At 57.4% G+C, this 23,458-nt stretch carries 16 protein-coding genes and 1 tRNA gene; 8 read left to right on the forward strand and 9 right to left on the reverse strand.

All coding sequences use genetic code 11. The features are described from left to right. The first annotated feature begins 55 nt into the window (after positions 1-55). Complete coding sequence (locus tag ABLO27_RS09695; RefSeq protein ID WP_353032406.1) at positions 56-2,791, forward strand: bifunctional acetate--CoA ligase family protein/GNAT family N-acetyltransferase; 2,736 nt, start codon at positions 56-58, stop codon at positions 2,789-2,791. A gap of 84 nt (positions 2,792-2,875) precedes the next feature. Further along, on the forward strand, positions 2,876-4,405 hold the full coding sequence (locus ABLO27_RS09700) for an MFS transporter (protein ID WP_353032407.1): 1,530 nt from the start codon (positions 2,876-2,878) through the stop codon (positions 4,403-4,405). 38 nt (positions 4,406-4,443) lie between these two features. On the opposite strand, the gene ABLO27_RS09705 is transcribed toward ABLO27_RS09700, so the two are convergent. Together ABLO27_RS09705 and ABLO27_RS09710 are read right to left on the reverse strand one after the other, a co-directional pair. After that, positions 4,444-6,111, reverse strand: coding sequence for a thiamine pyrophosphate-binding protein (locus ABLO27_RS09705; protein ID WP_353032408.1), 1,668 nt, complete (start codon positions 6,109-6,111; stop codon positions 4,444-4,446). Positions 6,112-6,359: 248 nt separating this feature from the next. After that, entirely contained in the window at positions 6,360-6,740 is a 381-nt protein-coding gene (locus ABLO27_RS09710) for a hypothetical protein (protein ID WP_353032410.1), read from the reverse strand. Between the two features lie 127 nt (positions 6,741-6,867). Between ABLO27_RS09710 and ABLO27_RS09715 the strand changes: the two genes are divergently transcribed. Next, positions 6,868-8,418 carry an AAA family ATPase gene (locus ABLO27_RS09715; RefSeq protein ID WP_353032412.1) on the forward strand — a complete coding sequence of 517 codons (1,551 nt, stop codon included), beginning with the start codon at positions 6,868-6,870 and terminating at the stop codon, positions 8,416-8,418. Here the strand turns inward: ABLO27_RS09715 and ABLO27_RS09720 are convergent. The 3 genes from ABLO27_RS09720 to ABLO27_RS09730 form a co-directional block, all read right to left on the reverse strand. Then, on the reverse strand, positions 8,415-8,735 hold the full coding sequence (locus ABLO27_RS09720) for an AzlD family protein (RefSeq protein WP_353032413.1): 321 nt from the start codon (positions 8,733-8,735) through the stop codon (positions 8,415-8,417). The two genes, ABLO27_RS09715 and ABLO27_RS09720, sit on opposite strands and share 4 nt — an antisense overlap. Then, complete coding sequence (locus tag ABLO27_RS09725; RefSeq protein WP_353032415.1) at positions 8,728-9,429, reverse strand: AzlC family ABC transporter permease; 702 nt, start codon at positions 9,427-9,429, stop codon at positions 8,728-8,730. The genes ABLO27_RS09720 and ABLO27_RS09725 overlap by 8 nt, the downstream gene beginning before the upstream one ends. Positions 9,430-9,541: 112 nt before the next feature. Continuing rightward, positions 9,542-10,378 (reverse strand): sulfite exporter TauE/SafE family protein, encoded by an 837-nt coding sequence (locus ABLO27_RS09730; RefSeq protein ID WP_353032417.1) that lies wholly within the window; start codon positions 10,376-10,378, stop codon positions 9,542-9,544. 255 nt (positions 10,379-10,633) lie between these two features. On the opposite strand from ABLO27_RS09730, the gene ABLO27_RS09735 reads away from it, so the two are divergent. Beyond that, a complete protein-coding gene (locus ABLO27_RS09735) occupies positions 10,634-11,200 on the forward strand; it encodes a DUF3291 domain-containing protein (protein ID WP_353032419.1) in 567 nt (188 codons plus the stop codon). A gap of 16 nt (positions 11,201-11,216) precedes the next feature. Here ABLO27_RS09735 and ABLO27_RS09740 read toward each other — a convergent pair whose 3' ends face one another. The 4 genes from ABLO27_RS09740 to ABLO27_RS09755 form a co-directional block, all read right to left on the reverse strand. Then, positions 11,217-11,702 (reverse strand): hypothetical protein, encoded by a 486-nt coding sequence (locus tag ABLO27_RS09740; protein WP_353032421.1) that lies wholly within the window; start codon positions 11,700-11,702, stop codon positions 11,217-11,219. 157 nt (positions 11,703-11,859) lie between these two features. Then, positions 11,860-11,936: transfer RNA gene (locus ABLO27_RS09745), tRNA-His, on the reverse strand. 191 nt (positions 11,937-12,127) lie between these two features. Then, on the reverse strand, positions 12,128-12,643 hold the full coding sequence (locus ABLO27_RS09750) for a phasin (RefSeq protein WP_353032423.1): 516 nt from the start codon (positions 12,641-12,643) through the stop codon (positions 12,128-12,130). A 392-nt stretch (positions 12,644-13,035) separates the two neighbouring features. Further along, entirely contained in the window at positions 13,036-13,422 is a 387-nt protein-coding gene (locus tag ABLO27_RS09755) for a phasin (RefSeq protein ID WP_353032425.1), read from the reverse strand. 418 nt (positions 13,423-13,840) lie between these two features. Between ABLO27_RS09755 and ABLO27_RS09760 the strand changes: the two genes are divergently transcribed. The 4 genes from ABLO27_RS09760 (at position 13,841) to ftsH (ending at position 23,450) form a co-directional block, all read left to right on the forward strand. Then, positions 13,841-18,289: an ATP-binding protein gene (locus ABLO27_RS09760; protein WP_353032427.1), complete on the forward strand. Its 4,449-nt coding sequence runs from the start codon at positions 13,841-13,843 to the stop codon at positions 18,287-18,289. A gap of 409 nt (positions 18,290-18,698) precedes the next feature. Next, positions 18,699-19,742: a Fe(3+) ABC transporter substrate-binding protein gene (locus ABLO27_RS09765; protein WP_353032429.1), complete on the forward strand. Its 1,044-nt coding sequence runs from the start codon at positions 18,699-18,701 to the stop codon at positions 19,740-19,742. A gap of 112 nt (positions 19,743-19,854) precedes the next feature. Beyond that, the gene (locus ABLO27_RS09770; RefSeq protein ID WP_353032431.1) at positions 19,855-21,543 is read left to right on the forward strand and encodes an ABC transporter permease; all 1,689 of its coding nucleotides are present in this window, start codon (positions 19,855-19,857) and stop codon (positions 21,541-21,543) included. Positions 21,544-21,623: 80 nt separating this feature from the next. Continuing rightward, on the forward strand, positions 21,624-23,450 hold the full coding sequence (ftsH, locus tag ABLO27_RS09775; protein WP_353032433.1) for an ATP-dependent zinc metalloprotease FtsH: 1,827 nt from the start codon (positions 21,624-21,626) through the stop codon (positions 23,448-23,450). Positions 23,451-23,458 lie beyond the last annotated feature (8 nt).

Below are 23,458 nucleotides of genomic sequence, written 5' to 3' on the forward strand. Positions count from 1 at the left end.
TTATGTGTCTGAGTGTCCCGGTGCTGTTTCCGGCTCCATGGAAAGGACCACCAAAGTGACCATTCGCAATCTCGAAGGTTTCTTTTCCCCCCAAACCATTGGTGTCATCGGCCCCTGCCGTCATGCCGGCGTCCTGACCGGCAAGCTGGTCGAATGCCTTCAGGACATAGAAACAGGGCACAGGGTCACATTGGTCGGGATCACCGAAGACGTGCCGTTCAACGGCCCGAAGGTGTCCGGACTGGACAAGCTGGATCAGATGCCGGACCTGGCGATCTATCTTGCCAAGGCCGAAGCCCTGCCTGAGGCAATCGAGAAATTGGGTGCCGGCGGAACCCGAGCAGTTCTCATCCCTTCACCCGGATACGAGATCTGGCCTGAACCGCTCATGCAGGCTTGCCGTGAAGCAGCCAGGAAAACCAATCTCCGGCTGATCGGCCCCGGAAGCCTTGGACTTGCCGTTCCCTCCAGCAAGCTGAATGCGCTATTGAGCGCTGAGCCGCCGACCAAGGGAGATATTGCATTCTTTTCCCGGTCGGGCGCCGTACTCAACTCTACCCTTTCCTGGGCCAGAACGCACAATACCGGCTTTTCCGCCGTCGTGTCGCTTGGCGCTCGGATCGACGTCGATCTTGGCGACCTGATCGATTATTTCGCCCAGGATTACCGGACCCGCTCCATTGTCCTGCACCTGGAAGGCATTGCCTTTCCTCGAAAATTCATATCAGCTGCTCGAGCGGCTGCCCGCAGCAAACCGGTCATAGTAATCCGTTCCGGCAAAAGCCTTGACACCGGCGGCACCGGAAGAACCCACGCGGGGCGCCTTGCAAAGACCGATCTTGTCTACGAGACCGTTTTCCGCCGGACAGGACTTTTGCGTGTCCTTGACCTTGACGAGATGTTCGAGGCGCTGGAAACCCTGTCGCATATCCGCGTTCCGCGCTGTAACCAGCTGGCGGTGATTGCCAATGGCCGAAGCCTTGCCAGCCTGGCGGTCGACCGGCTGATGGATCTTGGCGGACAGTTTGCCGATCTCAGCCCCCAAACCCGGACCGACCTTTCCGACCTCAGCCGGGATTATCCGGACCTCGACGAAACGCCTGCCGCCAACGGGTCGCTCATCCTGCGCGAAAGCGTGACACCGGAAGAGTTAACAACGGCCATCACCACTGTTTTGAAGGACACGCAGGTGGACGGCGCACTTGTGCTGCAATCGCCAAGTGCCTTCCAGCCGCAGAAGGCGATTGCCGATGCGGTCGTGAAGGCCGCAACAGCCGACCGGAAGCGCACTGGGCGTCGCAAGGCGCTGGTTGCCGGGTTGATCGGAGGCGACGGTGCGATCAGGGGTGAATTGTCGGCAGCAAAGATCCCCAATTACGCGAGCCCCGCGGAGGCGGCTCGCAGCCTCATGCACCTGGCACACGATGCCCAGGCACGCGAGTTTCTCATGGCGGCTCCGCCGAGCCTGCCAACGACCTTTTCGCCGGATATCAGCCGGGCTCGTGCAATTGTAGAGAAAGCTCTTGAAGAAGGCCGGAGCTGGCTGAGCCCGCATGACGTCTGCCAGGTTCTGGAAGCCTACGATCTTCCCATCATGGCAACCGAGATGGCAAAGACCGCTGAAGAGGCGGCCAGACTTTCAAAGCCGTTCTTTGAAACTGCGAAGCACTGTGTTGCAAAGCTGGTTTCTCCCGATCTGCCTTTCAAATCCCAGATCGACGGTGTCCGCCTGGGCCTTGAAAGTCCTGAGGCGGTCGAAGCTGCTTCTGAGGAGCTGATCGCGAACACTCAGCGAAATTACCCGGAGGCCCGGATTGCCGGGATTTCCATTCATCCGATGCTTGAGGACCGTCACGGCCTCGAGCTTTATATGGGGCTCGCGGAAACGGCTGACTTCGGCCCTGTGCTCGTTTTCGGTCACGGCGGCACATCCATCGAGGAAAGCGAAGATATTGCGTTGGAACTGCCGCCCCTCGACCTCAATCTTGCACAGGCGCAGATAAACCGGACCCGGATTTCCCGGCTTCTGGAAGGTGGCCCCTCGCGCCCTGCGCTCGACCGCGCCGCGATAGCCGAGGCACTGGTGAAGCTGTCGCAGATCACCATCGACATTCCCGAAATCCAGGAGCTGGACATCAACCCGATTGTCGCCCTGCCCTCCGGACTGATTGCTCTTGATGCCCGCATGACGCTTTGTCATCCGGAAAAGCGTCCCGGGCGGACCGGAGGCTCTCGTCTGGCAATTGCTCCTTACCCTCAGGAATGGGAACAGACGTTGACCTTGAAGAACGGACGTGAGGTTTTTGTTCGGCCAGTGCGGCCCGAGGATGAAGACCTGTTCAAGGCGTTTTTCGAAGCGGTCACTCCGGAAGATCTACGCCTGCGCTTTTTCGCTCCGGTCCGCGACTTCAGCCATCGTTTCCTCGCGCGCCTGACGCAGCTCGACTATGCGAGAGCCATTGCCTTTACCGCTGTGGCCCCGGAAGACGGCCGAATGGTCGGTGTTGTGCGGTTGCATGCGGACCCGGACCACCAGACGGGTGAATACGCGGTGATGGTCCGCTCGGACCTGAAAGGGACCGGCCTCGGCTGGGCGTTGATGAAACTCATCATCCGGTATGCAAAGGCCGACGGGATCGAAGTTATCAAGGGCGAGGTCCTGAAGGAAAACACGTCGATGATTTCGATGTGCCAGGCATTGGGGTTCACGATCGGCACATCGCCGGATGATCTCGGCATCGCGCTGGTAACCCTTCCGGTTACCGGACTTTCGGAAGATGAACTGGCGTAAACCTCTCATTTGCAAACGATTTACCCGGTTGTACTTACAACCCTTCCTACCGTAGGGTAATTCCGACGGCATCGGGAGGGGCGCATGGATGGCAAGGCGAAACGTGTTCTGGCGGCGGTTTCAGTGCCGGCGTTTGTCATTGGAACAGACTTCACCGGCGCGATGCTCCTGGTCACACCGATCGAGCGGGAATATTCCGTCGATATCACGACCACCCAATGGATCCTCAACGCCTATGCCCTGACGTTTTCCATGTGTCTTGTTGCGGGGGGGCGGCTCGGAGACCTCTTCGGCCACCGTCAGTATGTTCTTCTGGGGCTGGGTGTTTTCGGCGTCGCCTCGTTAGGCTGTGTTATGGCGCCGGACGTCACCTTTCTGATTTGGGCAAGGGCTCTTCAAGGGATCGGATCGGCCTTTATCTGGCCCTGTCTACTGGCCTTGGCGGCAACCTGCGTTGAAGAAGACGAGCGTGGAGCCGCCGTCGGCATTCTCCTGGGAGCGGTGGCAAGCGGCAATGCGATGGCACCTTTCATTGCCGGAACGCTCGCCGAAATCGGCGACTGGCGCGGTTTCTTCGGGTTCAACACCGTGTTTGCAGCCATTTCAGCTGCCTTGATGTACCGTCTTGTCGACCGTGAAACCGAACATGCGACGGACGAAAAGGTTGACATCCTCGGCATGATCACGCTGGCGGTTGCCGTGTTCTGTCTGATGTTCGGTCTGGATCTTGGTGCGGATTTTGGCTGGACCGGGCTCGTTACCCTTGCTCTTTTTGGCGGTGCGCTGGTCTTTTTTGCGTTGTTCCCCTTTGTGGAAAGCAAAGTCAAAGACCCGATGGTGCCTCTGCAGATGATGCGCAATCACCAGTTCGTCAGGACCCTTTCGCTCAACGGATTGCCGGCAATCGTCCTGTTTCTGTGCATGCTTTACCTGCCGCAATACATGCAGAAGGTGTTCGGTTGGTCCATTTTCTGGAGTTCCCTGGGCATGCTGTCCCTCGGCGTGCCGATATCCATCGTGAACGTTGCGGTCGGCAACTACTACAATTCCGTGGGCCCCAGAAAACTCATGGCCATCGGTCATGCTTTCCTCATTGTCTGCTGCATCCTGATGCTGCTGATGAAGGAAAGCTGGGGCTACCTCGGCCTCATACCGGTGATGGTGACAGTGGCAATCGGCGGGGGATTGGCCTTCGGCCCGGCCGGAACCGCGGCCGTCAATGCTGTTGGTCCGAAACGTGCGGGCCTCGCCGGAGGGCTTTCCTTCATGTTTCACCTGGGGCTTGGCGCCATCGGCATTGCCTGCGCAACCGCCTTGATGTTTTCAGCGGCAATTCGTCAGGTCGCCAGCACACTTGCGTCCGCGAACCTGACACTGTCACCGAGCGACATGCGGCTCCTGGCTGCGGGAACGCTGGAGGATCCCGCGATCAAGTCCATACTCGGCCGGGCCAGTGGGAAGGATGCGGAGGTTATTGCCGAAGCGGTGCGTCAGTCCTTCGCCTCGGGACTGCACGCCGCATTCTGGTTCGGCCTGGCGATTGCCGTGCTCGGCCTTGTCATCTCGCTCAGCGTCGACGAAAGCAAATTGAGAAGCGACCAGGAAGCTGGCTGACCGTTTCTCCTTTGGACAAACCTAGGCCGGTTGCCTTGCTAGCGCTTAGCTTCGGCCGCCGCGCGGATCTGGCTAAGACTTGCTGCCGGGGTGATGGCTTCCGGATCCAGCTTCAGGTGCAGAATTGCCGGTACTCCTGACGCACGCGCACGTTCGAATGCCGGGCCGAATTCTTCGGTCGTCTCCACGGTTTCACCATAGGCGCCATAGCTTCGGGCAAGAGCCGCAAAGTCCGGATTGACGAGTTTGGTTGCGGACGGCCGTCCGGGATAGGTACGCTCCTGGTGCATGCGGATCGTGCCGTACATCCCGTTGTCGATTGCAAGCACAATGATGTTGGCCCCGTCCTGACAGGCCGTGCCGAATTCCTGCATCGTCATTTGAAGGCAGCCATCTCCGGCAAAACACACAACTTCGCGATCCGGGAAGGTGAGCTTCGCCGCAACCGCGGCAGGCAGGCCATAGCCCATCGAGCCTGAAGTCGGAGCCGCCTGAGTGCCATAGCGGCGGAAACGGTGGAAGCGGTGCAGCCAGGTCGCATAGTTGCCCGCGCCATTTGTACAGACCGCATCTTCCGGAAGGTTGGCTTCCAGCCACTCCATGACGCCCGCCATCTGCAACGAGCCCGGAATTTCGGGACGGGCACCTGACCATTCCAGATACTCGCGATGTGCCTTTTCAGCCTCGCCGGCGCTCCTGATTTCGTTCGGCGGCTGCAGCCCTTCTACCGCCCGGCAAAAAGCCGTCGGGCTGCAGTGAATGGCCAGCGTAGGACGATAGACCCTGCCGAGCTCCTCGGCATCGGCATGCACATGTACCAGCTCTTGTGCCGGTGTCGGAATGTCCAATAGCGAATAGGATTGGCTCGGCATTTCAGACAGTCTTCCGCCGACCAGGAGGATCAGGTCCGATGACTTGATCCGGGCAAGCAGCTTGGGATTGGCTCCAATGCCCACATCACCAGCGTAATTTGAGTGGAGATTGTCGAACAACATCTGCCGCCGGAAGGAACAGGCGACCGGCAGGTCGAAACGCTCTGCAAAACGGGTAAAGGCCGCGACGGCTTCTTCGGACCAGCGGCTGCCACCAAGGATGGCGATCGGCCGCTCGGCGGCCCACAGGCGCTTTTGAAGATCGGCCATCTGCGCCAATCCCGGATGTGTTTCCACCTGTTGCCAGGACGGCGGCTGTGAAACGGTGGCCATTTCCACCAGCATGTCTTCCGGCAATGCAAGAACAACCGGGCCCGGTCGTCCGGACGTTGCTACGTGGTAGGCGCGGGAAATGAACTCCGGGACGCGGTCCGCATCGTCGATTTCGGCAACCCACTTGGCGATACCACCAAACATCTGCCGATAGTCGACCTCCTGGAACGCCTCTCTTTCACGCATGCCACGCTCGATCTGGCCGATGAAAAGGATCATCGGCGTGGAGTCCTGGGCTGCAACATGGACACCTGCAGAGGCGTTTGTCGCTCCCGGCCCACGGGTCACCATGCAAATTCCGGGTTTGCCAGTCAGCTTGCCATAAGCATCCGCCATCATGGCTGCTCCGCCTTCCTGGCGGCAGACGGTTACAGGGATGGAAGCATCGTGCAATGCGTCGAGCACTGCAAGATAGCTCTCTCCAGGCACACAGAACACGCGTTCCGCGCCATGGCGCTCCAGCGCCTCCACCAACAATTCGCCGCCGGTTTTCTGGTCCATGTCCCGCTTCCTGATCTGAAATTCGTTCTGTTCATTCTATACCGTATGAAAGACCGGCTTGTCAGAACTCAAAACCAGATTAATTTGCAATGACTTCATTCCAATTCGGAGCAAACTTGCTGCTTTCCGCATGTCGCAGGATTTCGAGTTGCCAAGAAGAGCGCGCTGCTCGACGTCTCAATGGAGCCCCCAAAAGAAAAGCGCGGGAATCCCGCGCATTTCTACTGACCGTGAACTGATGGAAAGAGTCAGATGGACTGGACAGTGACCACCTGGAACGTATGCATTTCTCCGTCTTCATCCTTGATGGACACATATTCACCCGGATTGAAGGCATGCGCACCGAAGCGGTAGCCTGCTTCATCATCGTCGTCGCCGTCGATATCATAGTGAAATGCCCAGGACCCTCCCGGGCGATGGATCAGATGACCGACCTCATCGCCTTCGTTGCCCCAGAACCGGCGCACGCGGCAGGTGTCGCGGGTCTTTTTCCAGAGTCCCGCATCAATATGGCCCGTTTCATCCAAAGGAGCGGTGAACTCATATCCATGTTGCGCAGAACCTTGCGGGAATTCCTTGGTCCGGGCCAGGTTCAGCCTGATCTTTTTCAATGCTGGATACTCGCTCATGGAGCCCTCCTTTGCTGACAAATCAGCTAATCTGTGCCACATCGCTGACACCTCTCATTGAGTAGGATCAAATCGGCACGTTCGTGGTTGCTGCAAACTCGAATTAACGTCAGTTAGAGGACGAAACATGACACACGCCCCGACGCAGAATGACGTTTTCGATTTCCTGAAGCAATTGCCTTCAGACGACCCTACCCGTCCCGGGGTGGACCAGATAAATACTCACGCCAACGTCATTTTTCTGAACGGGACAAAGGCGTTCAAGGTCAAACGGGCGATCAAATATCCATTTCTGGATTATTCTACATTGGCGCTTCGCAAGGAAGCTTGCAACGCCGAGATCACCTACAACAAGCCCAACGCCCCCCAGGTCTATCGCCGTGCGTTGCCCATCACGATGGAAAGCGATGGACAACTGGCCCTGGACGGTCACGGAGAAGCGGTGGAGTGGGCCGTTGAGATGAACCGGTTCGAGCATCGCGACGAACTGGATGCCCTGGCAAGGAAAGGGCCGTTTGAGGACAGCCTCTCCGAGCAGCTCGCGGAGATGATGGTGGCCGCTCACGAAGAAGCACCCCTTCGCGGCGGTCAGGGCTTTTATGATGAGCTGGCGACTTACGTTGAACAGAATGATGCGGCCTTTCGCGAACACCCGCAGCTTTTTCCCGCTGACGACATTCGCCACCTGACGGAAATGTCGCGATCAGTGCTCGCATCCCTTCACGATCTTCTCGTCAAGCGAGGAGAGGAAGGCCTTGTGCGGCGCTGCCACGGAGATGCGCATCTGGGCAATATCGTGATGATTAGTGACCATCCGGTCCTGTTCGATGCTGTCGAGTTTTCCGATGCAATCGCGACCGGTGACGTGCTTTACGACCTGGCCTTTCTATTGATGGATCTCTGGGAACGCGGCCAGAAACGATCCGCCAACCGTGTTTTCAATCGCTACCTCGACCTTAGTCGCCTGGGCAGCCACGCCGATGCGCTTGCCGCGCTTCCGTTTTTCCTGATGATGCGCGCAGCCATTCGCTCGAAAATTGCAGCAAGCGCAGCACTTGCACAATCCGATGAGACCACGAAACAGTCCATGCAGAAGCAGGCGCAGACCTATTTCGGTTTCGCCATGGCTTTCCTGGAGCCGTCCAGGCCGCGTCTTCTCGCCATTGGCGGTCTTTCCGGGACCGGGAAAACCACCCTTGCCTACTCTCTTGCGCCCGATGTCGGCCGGGCTCCGGGCGCCAGGGTCCTGCGCACCGATGTCATGCGCAAGCGGTTGTTGAACATTGCGGAAACAGAGAAGGCACCGCCCGAGGCGTACACACTTGAAGCGTCAACGAGTGTCTACCAGGAGATCGACAACACCATTCAATGTGTCCTTGCCGCCGGGCATTCGGCCGTCTTCGACGCCGTATTTGCCGCCGAGGGCGAGCGAACCAAGATTGCCGAAATTGCAAAAAGGGTTGAAGCAGATTTTTCAGGTCTGTGGCTGACAGCGCCTGCCACCACGCTCAAAGAGCGCGTCGCGGCGCGCGCAGGCGATGCATCAGATGCAACTGGGGAGGTCGTCGGCCAGCAACTCGGTTATGATCTCGGCGAAATGACCTGGTCTGAGATCGACGCCGGAGGCTGCAGGGAAGACACGCTTCACAGCGCGCAGACCGTTTTGCGCTCCAGCTAAAGACCGGTGGCTCTCAGACCTGCGGCAACAGCCGCTGCGCAAAAGACGGCGATGTATTCCTTTCTCAAGCGGATCTGGGCAGCGGCGGCCACGATCAGGCAAAGGCCGACGGCGAGCCCGCCCTGCAGGATAATCGGCAGGATGGTGGAAACGATGATCGCGCCGGGCAGAGCTTCAAGCCCCCGGCGCACCCTCGGCGTGATCGGCACCCGGCCCATGACCCAGTAGCCGCCCGCACGGAGCGCATAGGTAACTGCCGTCATACCCAGCACGACCAGAATGAACATCGTGTCTGCGGAAAATGCGCCCTCACTCATCGAGATAGGCCCCCGCCAGCGCTCCGGCAATCGCGCCGGTGAAGATGCTCCAATACCCACCGACAATTGCCCAGGTTATCGCAGCAACGCCGCCCGCAATGAGCCAGCTGACCGTTTGGCGCTTTCCCTTCCAAAGCGGCACCAGCAGAGCGGCGAAAAAGGCCGGCAGGACAACATCCAGCCCGAAGGTCTTGGGGTCGGAAATCAGGCTGCCGGCAAAATATCCCGGAATGACAGACAGCGACCAAATGGACCAGACGAAAACTCCACTGCCCAGATAAACGCCCCAATCCCTGGTTCCCTTGTCATATTCGGACAAGGTCAGGAGCCAGTTGAGATCGGTCAGAAAGAACAGCGCCGGATATGTCTGGTAGGAAGGCACCTGTCCGAGCCACGGCCGGAGACTTGCACCGATCAGCAGCATGCGCATGTTGACCGCGCCCGTGACACCAACCATGGCGATGAGCGTGCCCCAGCTGACCGGATTGCTGTAGATTTCCATGGCAACGAACTGGCTGGCACCGGCAAATACCAGTGAGTTCATCAGCACGGTTTCCAGAAAAGTCAGTCCCTTCTGCGCTGCCACAGTGCCGAACACGGCGCCAAGCGCAATCACGCCCGGCAATACCGGAACGCACATCAGGGCACCATGGGTGCAGCCCTTCAGGCTGAGGGTGACGTTTTTTTCGAGCATTTCTGACCAAGAGTATCGAGGCGCAAGGATCTGCGGCCTGAAAGGGCGCACTATCCCTGAAAACAGGTCCAAGAACCAATGAAACCTTTTGATTCACCCATCAAGAGCGCTGTTACAAGTACTGGATCGCCACGTCATAAATCATGCGAAGGCCGGTGAATCCCAGAAACAGGGCGAAGATGAGCTTGAGTTTCGAGGGGTCAATGGAGTGTGCGATTTTGGCTCCGAGTGGAGCGGAGAATGTAGAAGCGGGGATAATCAGGACGAAGCCGATCAGGTTGACATAACCGAGGGAAAGCGGTGGCCGCCCGTCGACATCAAATCCGAAATAGAGCGACAGCAACGTTCCGGGAACAGCAATGATCAATCCAATCGCTGCTGCCGTGCCGACCGCCTTGCGTATGGGATAGTTGAACAGGGTCAGCGTCGGCACGCCAAGCGTTCCACCACCGATCCCCATCATTACCGAAATTCCACCAATCAGAAAACCGAGCAGCTCCTTGATCGGACTTCCGGGCAATTTGTCTGCCAGGTGCGATCCATCCTTCCGGAACATCATGTTTGCCGAGACCGCAAGGGCCACGACCCCGAAAACAAGGGTCAGCGCACCACCCGAGATGTTGCCGGCCAGGGTCGCGCCCGCAACCACACCAAGGGCGATTGCCCACCACCACCGCTTCAGCAGGTCCATATCGACGCTGCCGCGCTTGTAGTGCGCAAGCGTTGACGAAGTGCCGGTCGCCAGGATTGTTGCCAATGATGTGCCGACGGCAACATGCATCAGGACATTCTGGTCGATGTTGAGCGCGGTGAACATGTAGTAGAGCACCGGCACGATCACGATGCCTCCCCCCACACCCAGAAGACCTGCGATAATCCCGGCCACGACGCCTGTCGCCAGAAGGGAGAGAGCCAACAGGCCGAGGGAGAAAAGGCTGAGATCTTCCACGCTGAATTCCTTGTTTGAGAGTAGAACTCGAAGGCAGGCTGGATATCCTGGGGGTGGGACCCCTTCAGATTTCTTCGCACAGGTGGGCCAGATTCGGTTGCAGGAGCAAACAATCTGAAGATGTCCGTACCTCAGCCCTGACAGTTTTTCCAGCCGGATTCGTGTTCAAACTGTTTTAACGCGGCTGCAAACCCTTGAAGTCGCCAAAAATTGAAGACAGTGTGTCGAGATGCATCACCCGTCATGGGAGGAGAAATGTCCGGTCACTGGCTCGCGCTTTATACCTTTGCCCAGTTCCGCACCCGTGCGGATGATCCTGCGAATGACGACTTTTTCAGCAACGAGCCGTCCGTCTGGGCGGCCATGGAGCGGGCCGACGGCTTTATCGCACGTTCCGGCTATGACGGGGACCCAGGGCCGGAAAGCTGGGGGGACCAGGTGTTCCCCAAATACTGGAACGACAATGGCGATGGCTGGGCACCTTCCACGATCTCGCTTTGGCAGGATCTGGAATCCGCGCTTGCCGCAGTCTATCTCGGGCCTCATGCGGAGCTCCTGCGCCTGGGGCACCTGTTCGTAAAGGACACCGAAGACTATCCGCCCTATGTGTTGTGGTGGGTATCGGCCGACCATCAGCCAGACTGGAGCGAAGCCGTCGAACGCCATGAACTCCTGGGTGACAATGGCCCGACAGCGGAAGCCTTCACCTTCAAAACCGCGTTCAGGCCGGACGGACGGTCAACGGCCGTGGACGCAGGGAGGTCAAGAGATATTGCCGCGCGGAACCGGTTACGATCCGATCTACCGAAATCGGTTCAATAGCAACCCCTGCCCGCGCTCAGCTCCCTGCTTCCGGTCTGGCATCATTTGAGCGGCACCCCCGCAACGCGTAGAGACTGTCCGTAACCATATCCCCTGCCTGCTCAAAGGCGGTTGACGTGACCTCAGGTCCGGCAGAGCGAATGGTCTCGGCCGCCTGTCTGAGATCTGTCAGGTTCCGGTTCAGTTCGGTCAGTTGTTGCTTCAGCTCGCCATCCTGTTGCAGTTCAGGATTTGAGAGACGCTCGGAAAGCAACTCGATCCGCTGATCGAGAGCCACGAGGCGCGTTTTGAACTCAGCCGGAGAAATCTGCATTTTCGAGAATGTTGCTTCGGTGACCGAAGCGGCGATGCGAGCCCCTGCCGTGTCGACCCGGTTGAGCACGACAATCACCAGAACACAGGCTGCGATGACAAGAATGGAGGTTGCGTTTAACAACGCCACCAGGAACTGGCCCGGAAGCCGCTTCAATCTGGTGCCGATACCTGGAGAGTCGCTCGTCATTGGCATTTCCCTTCATGATGGGCTGCGTTCGATCTTGAAACCAATCTATCGGAACTGCAGTAACAAAGGGTTGCCGGAATGCGGCCCGCAGGCGCGACGCAATACGACCGAGAACGGTTTGACCGCTTATGATGCTGAATGGGAAGTTTTTTGTGAGTGGTACAGACGGGTGGATTCGAACCACCGACCTTCGGAGCCACAATCCGACGCTCTAACCAACTGAGCTACGTCTGCTAAGGTCTTCAAAGTGGCGCGGACCATACTCGCCCCGACCGCCATTTGCAAGGGCGTCTTCTAACCCCGTTTTTTCCAACCGGCAAGCGTGAAATTCACGAAATTTTTTGGCCTGTTGAAAAGCAAATGCCCGAGGCGTTGCCCCGGGCATTATATCTGATTTCGCGCTTCAAAAACGCGTGTCAGCCGAATTAGTTGACTTTCAGGTCCTTGAAGGACTTTTCCACGGCTTCCTTGACCGGAGCGGAAACGTCGGTACCAAGCTTGGTAGCAAGTTCCTGCATTTCTTTGGTCTGGCTGCTCAGGGCGTCAAACTGCTGACGTGCGAAAGTGGACTGCAGTTCAATAGCTTCTGCAAGTGTCTTCACGGACATGATGTCCTTGATGAAGGAGAACGTTGCGTCTGCATTGGTTTTGGCAGCATCGACAGCCTTGTGGTTGAATTCCACAACACCCTGACGAGACGTTTCGAAAGTGTCTTCCATCAGATCGGTTGCGTCTTCAGCAGCGGTTTTCACCTTTGCGTATGCTTCACGAGCATTTTCGATGCCTTTTTCCGTTGCTTCACGGAATGCAGCCGGTACTTCCATTTTCGGCAGAGCGAAAGCTTCGAAGTCCGGGAACGTTACGCCAGCCGGAGCAGCTTTTGCTTTGGCGGCACGTGCTTTGGAAGCCGGTTTTGCGGCAGTCGTATTGGTGTCAGTCATGATCTCATCTCCTAGAGTTCGGATGCGATCATCGGTTCAAATTCATTCCGCCGGGACATTTGCCGGCGGACCCTGTCGTCATCCGCTGACCCTTACATAGGGCACCTATTGCTGCGATGCAACATTTTTTTGCACTGCACAACGAAACTTCCGTTGGGGATCGCTGATGTTTCAGGTTCCAGGCGACTGTCATTGCATCAAACGAGCTGAAACAAAGACTGGCAAATCCGGCATTTCGGGGATTTCTGCGGCTGGATAGAACTCAATCAGCCCGGCAAGATTACAAGCTCAATACGACCAAAAGATGAATGATAAAGGAACGCAATCACGAAACGGCGCTTGCAAACAGCGGTGCAGGGCGTTGCCGCCCCGCACGATTTCAGTATGTGAAGTTACTTTTTCTGCGCTGCCTTGGCTACGTCCTGGACGGCCTTGGTTGCCGAATTCGAAAATTCGCGGGCCTGCTCGCCCAGCGCTTCCATCTGGCCGCGCAGATAATTCTGCTGCAGCTTCATCATGTCTTCTACATTGTCAGCCTTGACGAGTTCCTGAGCGAACTTGAAAGCTGCGTTGACATGCTCTTCAGCATAATTCAGCGCTTTCTTGTTCGCATCGGCGGCCCCGGCCTGAACCGCGTTCGCACTGTCCTCGACATTGGTGACTGCCTTGTGGGTCGCTCCCATGAAGTCGTCAAATGCCTTGCGCGCCTGGTCGACGCTCTTCTCGGCAAAATCGCGCATTTGCTCGGGGACTTCAAAACCGGTGTTGTCTTTGCTCATCTCAGCGCTCCTCAGGTCGCAGGCAGATTGCAGGTTGCATCGCCTCGGATGCTCCATGCCAAAAGTTCGTAACATGGAGATGGCTATCCGGCAAACTAATCGCGCCGGGTCCCTGCCCTATCAACTACCGGCTTTCGGCATCAATCCGGCAAAGGAGAGTAAGGAAAAACCCGCAGCGACATGAACTTCGCCAACAAAGGTTTGTGCACCGCTTTTCACAGGAACATAATTGTCTGAAAGCATAATTTAGGAGTTCACCTGCTAAGATTAACCACGCCTTCACGTAAGTCCTTTAGCAACCTTGCTTTACGTGGACGACGTTGAAGTTTGCTAGTATTAACAAGAAGTTTACTACTGCGGACGAAACCGGCAGCCGCAGCCCGTCAACCGGTGTTGCAGACCAGTTTGGAGCACAGCCATGGACAATCAGACCCAATCATTCCTGGAACTGAGTGCCAAGAATGATCTGGTTCAGCTTGTTGCCGATACGAGAGCTGCCTGGCTCTGGTCGGCTGATGGCGCGCGCATTCTGTGGGCCAATGCCGCTGGTGCGTCTTTCTTTTCAGCCCATTCCGTCTCCGACCTGGCGGGGCTGACTTCGCTCGAGCGCTCGCCCGCACGCCCGCACATTGCCCGGATTGCGGCTTCCGGCGCGACCGACAAGTTCAGCATAGATCGGCTTCGCTTCTACCGCGGTCTCAGGGTGATGCTGCTCACATGCCAGTGCAAGAAGATCGAGTTGGACGACGGCCAGTCCGCTGCATTGATCGTTTGCAGCGACAAGGGTCTCGCACTGACCAAGGACCCACTTCAGGCCTTTGCGCACCTTGCCAAAACCTCCAATACTACGGTCTTCCTGATGTCAGGTGGAACGGTCGAACATAAGGTCGGTGCTCTCGATGGGACACCCGAAGACCTGGATCTGCCGGACAGCCAGAGAGCCTTGTTTGGGCCGCTGGACCTCAATGGCAATTTCCATGAAGGCGTCATCCTGCAAATCCCCGCAGGCCCCAAGCTGATCATGCTCGATGATCAGGCGCTGGATGACGGTGCACTTGAAGAACAACCGCCGGAAAACAGCTCTCCAGCCGATCTGGATGCGGGCACGAACCTCGCCGCAGCTGCAGTCGCTTCACTTGATGCTGTCAGTCACTTCGGTGACGGCGACCGTCCTGAAAATTTGTCCGACACAGACCGTGATGAGCCGGGCGAAGATGCGCCCACAGAAGAAGCTTACGCTGAAACAGAGCGCGCTCACTCCACTGATTTTGAAGAAACGCCCGAGGTTCTCATTGCTGTGGATGAGGAGACTTCCAACGACGCCACTGCTGAAGAGGAAACGGCTGCATCGCCGCAGGGCGAGGTGGAAACCCTCGTTGAAGAAACTGGTTCTGCTGAAGCGGTTTCCGACCTTCATTCTGAGGACGTCTCCAGCGAGGGACTGAGCGCCTCCCCGCAAAAAACGGTTTCCGACACGGATCAGGTTTCAAATTCAGAATCCGGAGCGGCTGTCGAAGAGGACACCCAGGCAGCAACTCAAACGGATGATCAGGACATTCAGTCTGAATCTGCCACCTCAGAGCCTTCCGAAGGTCAGGCGGAGATGGCCAGTGAAGAGACTGAACAGGACGCCTTCGTCTTCCAGCCGCGCCGTCGCCCGGTACGTTTCGCATGGAAAATGGACGTCGACCGTCGTTTCACCTTTCTGTCTGATGAATTTTCTGAAGTCCTCGGACCTGATGCCACAAATATCGTCGGCCTGACCTGGGACGAGGTTTCCAGGATTTTCGACCTGGATCCACGCGGCAGTATTTCACGGGCGCTTGACCGGAGGGATACCTGGAGCGGCAAAACCATCAATTGGCCGGTGAGCGGCGCAGCCCTGCGCGTTCCCGTCGACATGGCCGCCCTGCCCGCCTTTGACCGAAACCGGAAGTTTGAGGGTTATCGTGGGTTTGGTGTCTGCCGGACAGCGGAGGCTATCCAGGATCCGGACAATCCGATCATCACGTTGCTTTCGGCCGACGACCAAGACGCAGCCGAAGACATTCTGGACGGAAACTCCGGCCAACCGGAACACGAGTATCTGCATCGGGAAGACACTTCTTCCGGCAACGAGCCGGAAGCCACCGAACCGGTGGAACCAAATGATTCCGGTACCACTGAAACCAAAGCCAGTGGTTCCTTGGCACAAGATGCCGCTGACGAGGCTCCCTCTGCCGAGGCCAAAACTTCCGCCAGCGCAAGACTAGAAGACCTGAAGCCAGCTCAACCGGATTCGTTTTCCGGAAAGACCTTTCTTGGCGCAAGCGCAGCAGCGCTGGTCGGTTCTCTTGCGAAATTCACCGGGAAGTCCGCCCCCAGAACTCCACTGCAACCGCAACAGTCCAGGGAAACCTCAGGCGACGCAAATCTAACCGAAGACTTGAAGAGCGCCGCAGCTGCCCTGGACGACGGATTGGAACAAAGAGAAGCTGAACCGGCACGATCCGACCAGCCAGACCTTGATGCCGCTGAACCTGATCTCGTCGCTGAAACCGAGACAGACACCCGGGAAGAACTCGCAGATAACGACGCGGGTGAGGATACTTCTGCACCTGATACACCTGTCGATGATGTTGCTTCTGATGAAGAAGACGAGCTTGAGGAACCTGTAGCCGCAGCCGGTGGCGAAGAGACTTTGGAAGAACCAACAGGCATTTCCGGCACGGCAGAACTGAAACCGGCTGAAATCGAAGATGCCGTCAAATCTCTGCAAAAGGCCTACAACGCCTCCGCGAAGCTGAATTCCCTGGATCTTTTTGATGGCGAAGAAGCCGAAACCGACGAGCCCGACGGTGAGTTGCTTCCAAACGAAGTGCCGGCTGGTGAAGTCTCATCGACGGGCGAAGACCTGACAGCGGAGAGCGAAGACGAGGCTCTTGCCGATACCGCTGCTGAAGTTTCGAAAAAAGCCTCCTCCGACGACGAAGGAACGTCCGGTTCCTCAGCCGAGGAAACATCGAAGGCCGATGCAGAGCCATCGGAAGAAGATTTCGATGTCGACGAGCGGGACTTCTTCGAGGAAACAGCGGCTTTCGAACGAGAAGACCAGCAAGCTGAGACAAGCGAAGACGCTGACGACGATCCCGAGCCGAGAAAGACCGGTGAGGTCATCCCGCTTGCAACGGCGCGCCCGCGCGTCGTACCGGTTGATACTTCCAGCCTTTCCCGCCCCGAGCGCCAGGCGTTCCGTAAAATCGCGGAAGCTTTGGGCGCGCGTCTCGAAGGCGACCTTGAAGATTTCGACTCGCCGGATCCAGAAGAGGATGCCGCGGATCTTCCGCCGGAAGTTCCCGAAGCCGGGCCGATCGACCCGACATTGCTCGACAGGCTGCCGATCGGCATTGCCATCGTTCACGACCGGGAAGTGCTCTACGCCAACAAGGCTTTGTTGCGCATGCTTGGTTACAAGTCCATCGCCGCCCTGTCTCAGGCCGGTGGGCTCGAAGCCCTGTTCATCGACGACACCGAAGAATTGCCGGACGCAGTCGGCATGGACGACGAAGTCGATGAAACGATGAAAATGCGGCTGGCGGACGGCGGTGTCCTGTGTGTCGACGCCCACATGCATTCCGTTCCCTGGAACGGCAGCCGCGGGCTGATGATCTCAATCACCGAGCGCCCTGCCAAACCGGCCTCTCCAACGCTTTTGCAGCCGGTCGCCCTGCCGGCATCAACTGATGACAGCGCAGAACTCCAAGTCGCGCGCAATCAGATTGCGGAGATGGACACCATCCTTGAAACCGCGACGGACGGCGTTCTGGTTCTGGATCAGCATGGCTCGATCGTGAAGGTGAACGGCTCGGCTGAAGCGCTGTTCAGCGCAAGTCGCACGGACATGATCGGCGCCCCCGTTACCGAATTCCTGGCACCTGAAAGTCAACGCGCAGCAGCCGACTATCTCGACGGTCTTTCCCGCAATGGTGTCGCCAGCATCCTGAATGATGGCCGTGAGGTTCTCGGCAAGGTGCCGACAGGTGGTCTCATTCCGTTGTTCATGACCATGGGCCGGATCACGAACGGCAAGGACGACGCAAAATACTGCGCGGTTCTGCGCGACATCACGCAGTGGAAAACGGCGGAAGAAGAACTGACGCAGGCCAAGCGTCAGGCTGAGAACGCCAGTTCTCAGAAATCCGACTTTCTGGCCAAGATCAGCCACGAAATCAGAACGCCGCTCAACGCGATCATCGGTTTCTCGGAAGTCATGATGGAAGAGCGGTTCGGGCCGATCGGCAATGATCGCTACAAGGACTATCTCAAAGACATCCGCACCTCTGGCTCTCATATCATGAGCCTGATCAACGATCTGCTGGACCTGTCCAAGATCGAAGCCGGCAAACTCGACCTGAACTTTTCGGCTGTTTCGACCAATGACGTGATCAATGAATGTGTTGCGCTGATGCAGCCACAGGCCAATCGCGAAAGGGTCATCATCCGCGCCAGCCTGCCGGAGTCCGTACCGGATGTGGTTGCCGACCCGCGGTCGCTTCGTCAGATCGTGCTCAACCTTCTGTCCAACGCCATCAAATACAACAAGTCCGGCGGCCAGGTGATCCTGTCGACGGCCCTTGAAAGCAATGGCGAAGTCGCCTTGCGCGTGCGCGACACCGGCACCGGCATGACGGCCAAGCAACTTGCTGCGGCGCTCGAACCCTTCCGCCAGCTGCACACGACCAGCCGGGGCGGTGGGACCGGGCTTGGACTGCCCCTCACCAAGGCGCTCGTCGAGGCCAATCGCGCGAGCTTCCATATCGATTCCACGCCTGACCAGGGCACGCTTGTGGAGATCATCTTCCCGACCCAGCGGGTTCTGTCGGAGTGACGGTGTCTGCAGGGCAACGAACGCAGCCCTGTACGATTGCCACCGGTTGGTGTTGAGACGTGCAACGCTCAGCAGAGCCTGACTGCGGCGTTCCTCGTGACTTTTCACGCCTCGTTCGAGCCTTTTCCAGCTCTGTTACGTTTCGCCGCACCAACAAATAACACTTTCGTGATGTCAGCCGAAGCCGCAGGCACATGCTCTCGCGGCATTAAAGTCGAGGATTAAACTCCTGTTTTTTCTTCCCTTTTGACCTTAATAGTGGAGTTTAAAGCTCCAGTTAGTTTTGAATCATTCTAAACTATTGATTTTACTTACTTTATTGACTTCCGAGCGGCATAACGACATATTCCCGGCCAAGCGCTTCAGCCTCAACTGGAGCGAAAAACAACCAGATCTCTTGGAGAGTTCAATGCGTTCCACTCTTCGCGCCCTGACCGGTGCACTCGCAATGACCACAGCTGCATTTGCCGCAGCACCGGCTATCGCCGACGGTGAAGTGAATATTTATTCCTACCGCCAGCCGTTCCTGATCCAGCCGCTGCTTGACGCGTTCACAGCTGAAACCGGCATCAAGCCGAACGTGGTGTTTGCCTCCAAGGGCCTTGGTGAGCGTATTGCCGCTGAAGGCGAAAACTCTCCGGCAGACGTTCTTCTGACCGTTGACATCGGCCGTTTGGACGGCGCCAAGCAGCTTGGCATCACTCAGTCGGTATCCTCCGACGTCGTGAGCAAGAACATTCCGGAACAGTATCGTGATCCGGAAGGTCACTGGGTTGGTCTGACAAACCGTGCGCGCGTTGTCTATGCCTCCAAGGATCGCGTTGATCAGGACAGCATCACTTATGAAGAGCTTGCCGATCCGAAATGGAAGGGCCGCATCTGCACCCGCTCCGGTCAGCACGTTTACACCATCGGCCTGATCGCTTCCATGGTTGCTCATCACGGTGCTGAAAAGACTGAAGAATGGCTCGCAGGTGTTCGTGACAACCTCGCACGCAAGCCTTCTGGTAACGACCGCGCACAGGTGAAAGCGATTTATGCCGGCGAATGCGACATTTCCATCGGCAACACCTATTACATGGGCAAGATGGAAACCAACGACAAAGAGCCGGAGCAGAAAGAATGGGCAAATTCAGTCCGTATTCTGTTCCCGAATGCTGAAGAGCGCGGCACCCATGTCAACCTGGCTGGTATCGTTCTGGCAAAGAACGCTCCTAACAAGGACAACGCCGTCAAGTTGATCGAGTTCCTGTCTTCACCGAAAGCTCAGCAGATCTACGCTGAATCCAACTTCGAATATCCGGTTACTCCGGGCGTGGAAGCATCCGAGCGCGTTCAGGCCTGGGGCGAACTGAAGCCAGACACTTTGTCGCTGGATGAGATTGCCAAGAACCGCAAGACCGCCAGTGAACTGGCCGACAAGGTTGGGTTCGACGATGGTCCGGCTTCCTAATCAAGCCTGAATTTGAGATAGAAAAGCGCCGTGCCTCACGGCGCTTTTTTGCATTTTCAGGCATTTGCCGTTAGTGCTTCCTGCAAACCATTACAAACAAAACAGAACTGCCTTGCTGCGCACTCCTACCCTCACCTTTGTTGACCGTTTCTGGCAGATAGCAGCGCTGGCTATTGCCGCGTTGGTTCTGCTTCCCGTCGCAGCAATCATCTATATTTCTTTCACACCATCAGCAGACATCTGGGGGCAATTGCTGAGCACGGTCCTGCCCCGGTCCCTGCAGACAACCCTGATGTTGATGTTCGGCGTCGGTGCGATCACCACGGTCGCAGGAGTGGGGACTGCCTGGCTGGTTACAATGTGCAATTTTCCCGGCCGGAGAATCATGGACTGGGCCTTGCTGATACCGCTTGCGGTACCGACCTACATCGTCGCCTTCGCCTATATCGAGGTTCTGGACTACACGGGGCCCGTGCAAAGTTTCATCCGATCCCTATTCGGCTTCACCACTTCAAGGGACTATTGGTTTCCGGAAATCCGATCCCTGGGCGGCGCTGTATTCGTCATGGGCATCGTGCTCTACCCTTATGTCTACCTGACAACCCGCGCCAGTTTTCTGATCCAGTCGTCCTCGGTACTGGATGTTTCGCGCACCCTGGGCGCCTCACCCTACGGCCTGTTCTTTCGCATTGCCCTGCCGCTGGCCCGCCCGGCAATTGCCATCGGTGTTTCGCTTGCACTCATGGAATGCCTCAACGACATTGGTGCGGTCACGTTTTTCGGTGTCCGAACCCTGACTTTCTCAGTCTATGATGTCTGGCTGAACCGTTCCAGCCTGGGTGGTGCGGCGCAGCTTGCCCTTGCCATGCTTGCAATGGTCCTGTTGTTGCTCTGGCTTGAGCGACTGGGCCGCAGAAAGCAGCGCTTTGACGGCAGCAGCGGTTCGAAGCACAGGGCACCAACGCGTTTTGATCTGCAGGGACCTCAGGCGGTTTTGGCACTGGTCCTCTGCTTGATCCCCATTCTGCTCGGCTTTGTTCTACCGGGCCTCATGCTGGCGGACCGGGCCAGCCGGCGGCTTGACGGATTGCTCTCCCCAGACTTCCTGTCAACGGTCTGGAACAGCTTCAGCCTTGCAGCAGCAGCGTCCCTGATCACTGTGGTAATCTCGATCGCCCTGGCATATGCGCTCCGCCTCAACTCAAGGGGCCCGCTGAAAGCTGCTGTACGCCTGGCTTCCATAGGCTATGCCATTCCGGGAACCGTCCTGGCCATCGGCATTCTGATTCCGCTTGCGAATTTCGACAATTTCCTGGATGCGCAGATGCAGTCCTGGTTCGGTGTCAAGACAGGTCTGTTGCTCCTGGGCAGTGGAACGGCCCTGGTCTACGCCTACGTGGTGCGTTTTCTGGCAGTTTCCTATGGTCAGGTCGAAGGAGGATTCGGCAAAATCTCACCGCATTTCGACATGGCTTCGCGCACACTCGGCCGCAACACCGGCCAGACGCTGACGCAGATCCATCTGCCGATCCTGAAACCGGTCCTGCTTTCCGCCGCACTCCTTTCCTTCGTTGACTGCATGAAAGAGCTCCCGGCAACCATATTGCTGCGGCCGTTCAATTTCGAGACACTGGCAACCACGGTATTTGAGGCAGCTTCCCGCGAAGCCTTCGAAGAAGCCGCACTGCCGTCGCTTGCGATTGTGCTGGTGGGCCTGATCCCGGTCATTTATCTTGCCAGGTCGAGCGCCTCCTCGTTCCGCACCAAACAATCCAAGCGCCAATCGGTGTCTGCCACATGACCGCATCAACGCCTTGACAGTGCGGCGTTAAATCGTCCCAATGACGGCATTGCGAATTCCATTGCCGGGACGTTTTTTCCATGGACAAGAAACACCAGATAAATCTTTGGTACGCCTTCATCGCGATGATGCTGGTGCTGATGTTCCAAAGCTGGTGGGCGACATACAAGAATGTCGAACCAATCCCCTACAGCCAGTTTGAGCAATACCTCAAGGACAAGAAGATTGAATCCATCGAGGTCAAGGAAAACACCATTCAGGGCAAGTTCAAGGAGCCCTTGAAGGACGGCAGGCAGTACTTCGTCACCACCAGGGTTGAAATTCCGCTCGCCGAAGAGCTCAACAAGTATGACGTGAAATTTGAAGGTATCGTGCAGAGCACCTTCATCAAGGACATCCTGTCCTGGGTGCTGCCGGTCCTGCTGTTCTTCGGTCTTTGGATGTTCATCATCCGGCGTTTTGCTGAAAAGCAGGGCATTGGCGGAATGATGACCGTGGGCAAATCGAAGGCCAAGGTCTACGTCGAAACCGATGTCGACGTCCGCTTCAAAGACGTTGCCGGTGTTGATGAAGCCAAGCGCGAGCTCAAGGAAGTCGTCGACTTTCTCAAGGATCCGAAATCGTACGGCCGCCTCGGCGCACATGTACCGAAAGGTATTCTTCTGGTCGGTCCTCCGGGAACCGGCAAGACACTTCTGGCACGTGCCGTGGCCGGTGAGGCGGAAGTTCCGTTCTTTTCCATCTCGGGGTCCGAGTTTGTCGAAATGTTCGTTGGTGTCGGCGCGGCCCGTGTTCGCGATCTCTTCGAACAGGCCAGGAAATCCGCCCCAGCAATCATCTTCATCGACGAACTCGATGCGCTCGGCCGTGCCCGCTCCAGTGGTCCCATGGGAACGAATGACGAAAAAGAACAGACTCTCAATCAGCTCTTGACCGAGCTGGATGGCTTTGACCCTTCGAGCGGCATCATTCTGCTGGGGGCCACCAACCGGCCGGAAATCCTGGATCCGGCCTTGCTGCGTGCGGGCCGTTTTGACCGTCAGGTTCTGGTCGACAAGCCGGACAAGCCCGGCCGTCTTGCGATCCTCGAAGTGCATGTGAAGAAGATTAAGCTCGACCCGTCAACCGACCTGGAACAGGTCGCCCAGCTGACGGCCGGGTTCTCGGGAGCTGATCTCGCGACACTGGTCAACGAAGCAGCTTTGCTTGCGACCCGTCGAAATGCGGATGCGGTCACGCTGAAGGATTTCAACGAAGCGATCGAGCGCGTTATTGCAGGACTTGAGAAACGCAGCAGAATCCTCTCGGAAAAGGAACGCCGCACAGTGGCCTTTCACGAAATGGGCCATGCGCTCGTGGCGGCCAATCTGGAAGGATGCGACCCGGTTCACAAGATCTCGATCATTCCGCGCGGTATCGGTGCGCTTGGCTATACCATGCAAAGGCCGACCGAAGACCGCTTCCTGCTTTCCACCCAGGATCTCGAGAACCGAATGGCGGTTCTGATGGGCGGTCGGGCAGCAGAGGAGATCGTCTTTGAAGAGATATCAACCGGCGCCTCTGACGACCTGCAGAAAGTGACCGAAGTCGCCAGGGACATGGTGATGCGCTACGGAATGGATGCGGAGCTCGGCAACCGTGCTTATGCGACCCAGCGGCAGAACTTCCTCGGCCAGCCGGCAGGCGATGTTGCCGAAGTCTCACCGCAAACCCAGCGGGAAATCGACGAGTCGATCAAGGCTCGCGTGGAGACTGCCTTCACACGCGCCAAGGAGCTTTTGAACTCGCACCGGAGCGAACTCAACGAAGGTGCCGAGCTGTTGCTTTCCAAGGAAACGCTGACCGATCAGGACTTTCCGGCAATCAAACCAATCGCCGAGCGCCGGGAAAGCACCGCAGCTGAATAGAGCCAGCG

This window comes from Roseibium sp. SCP15, assembly GCF_040329435.1.
Classification (GTDB): Bacteria; Pseudomonadota; Alphaproteobacteria; order Rhizobiales; family Stappiaceae; genus Roseibium.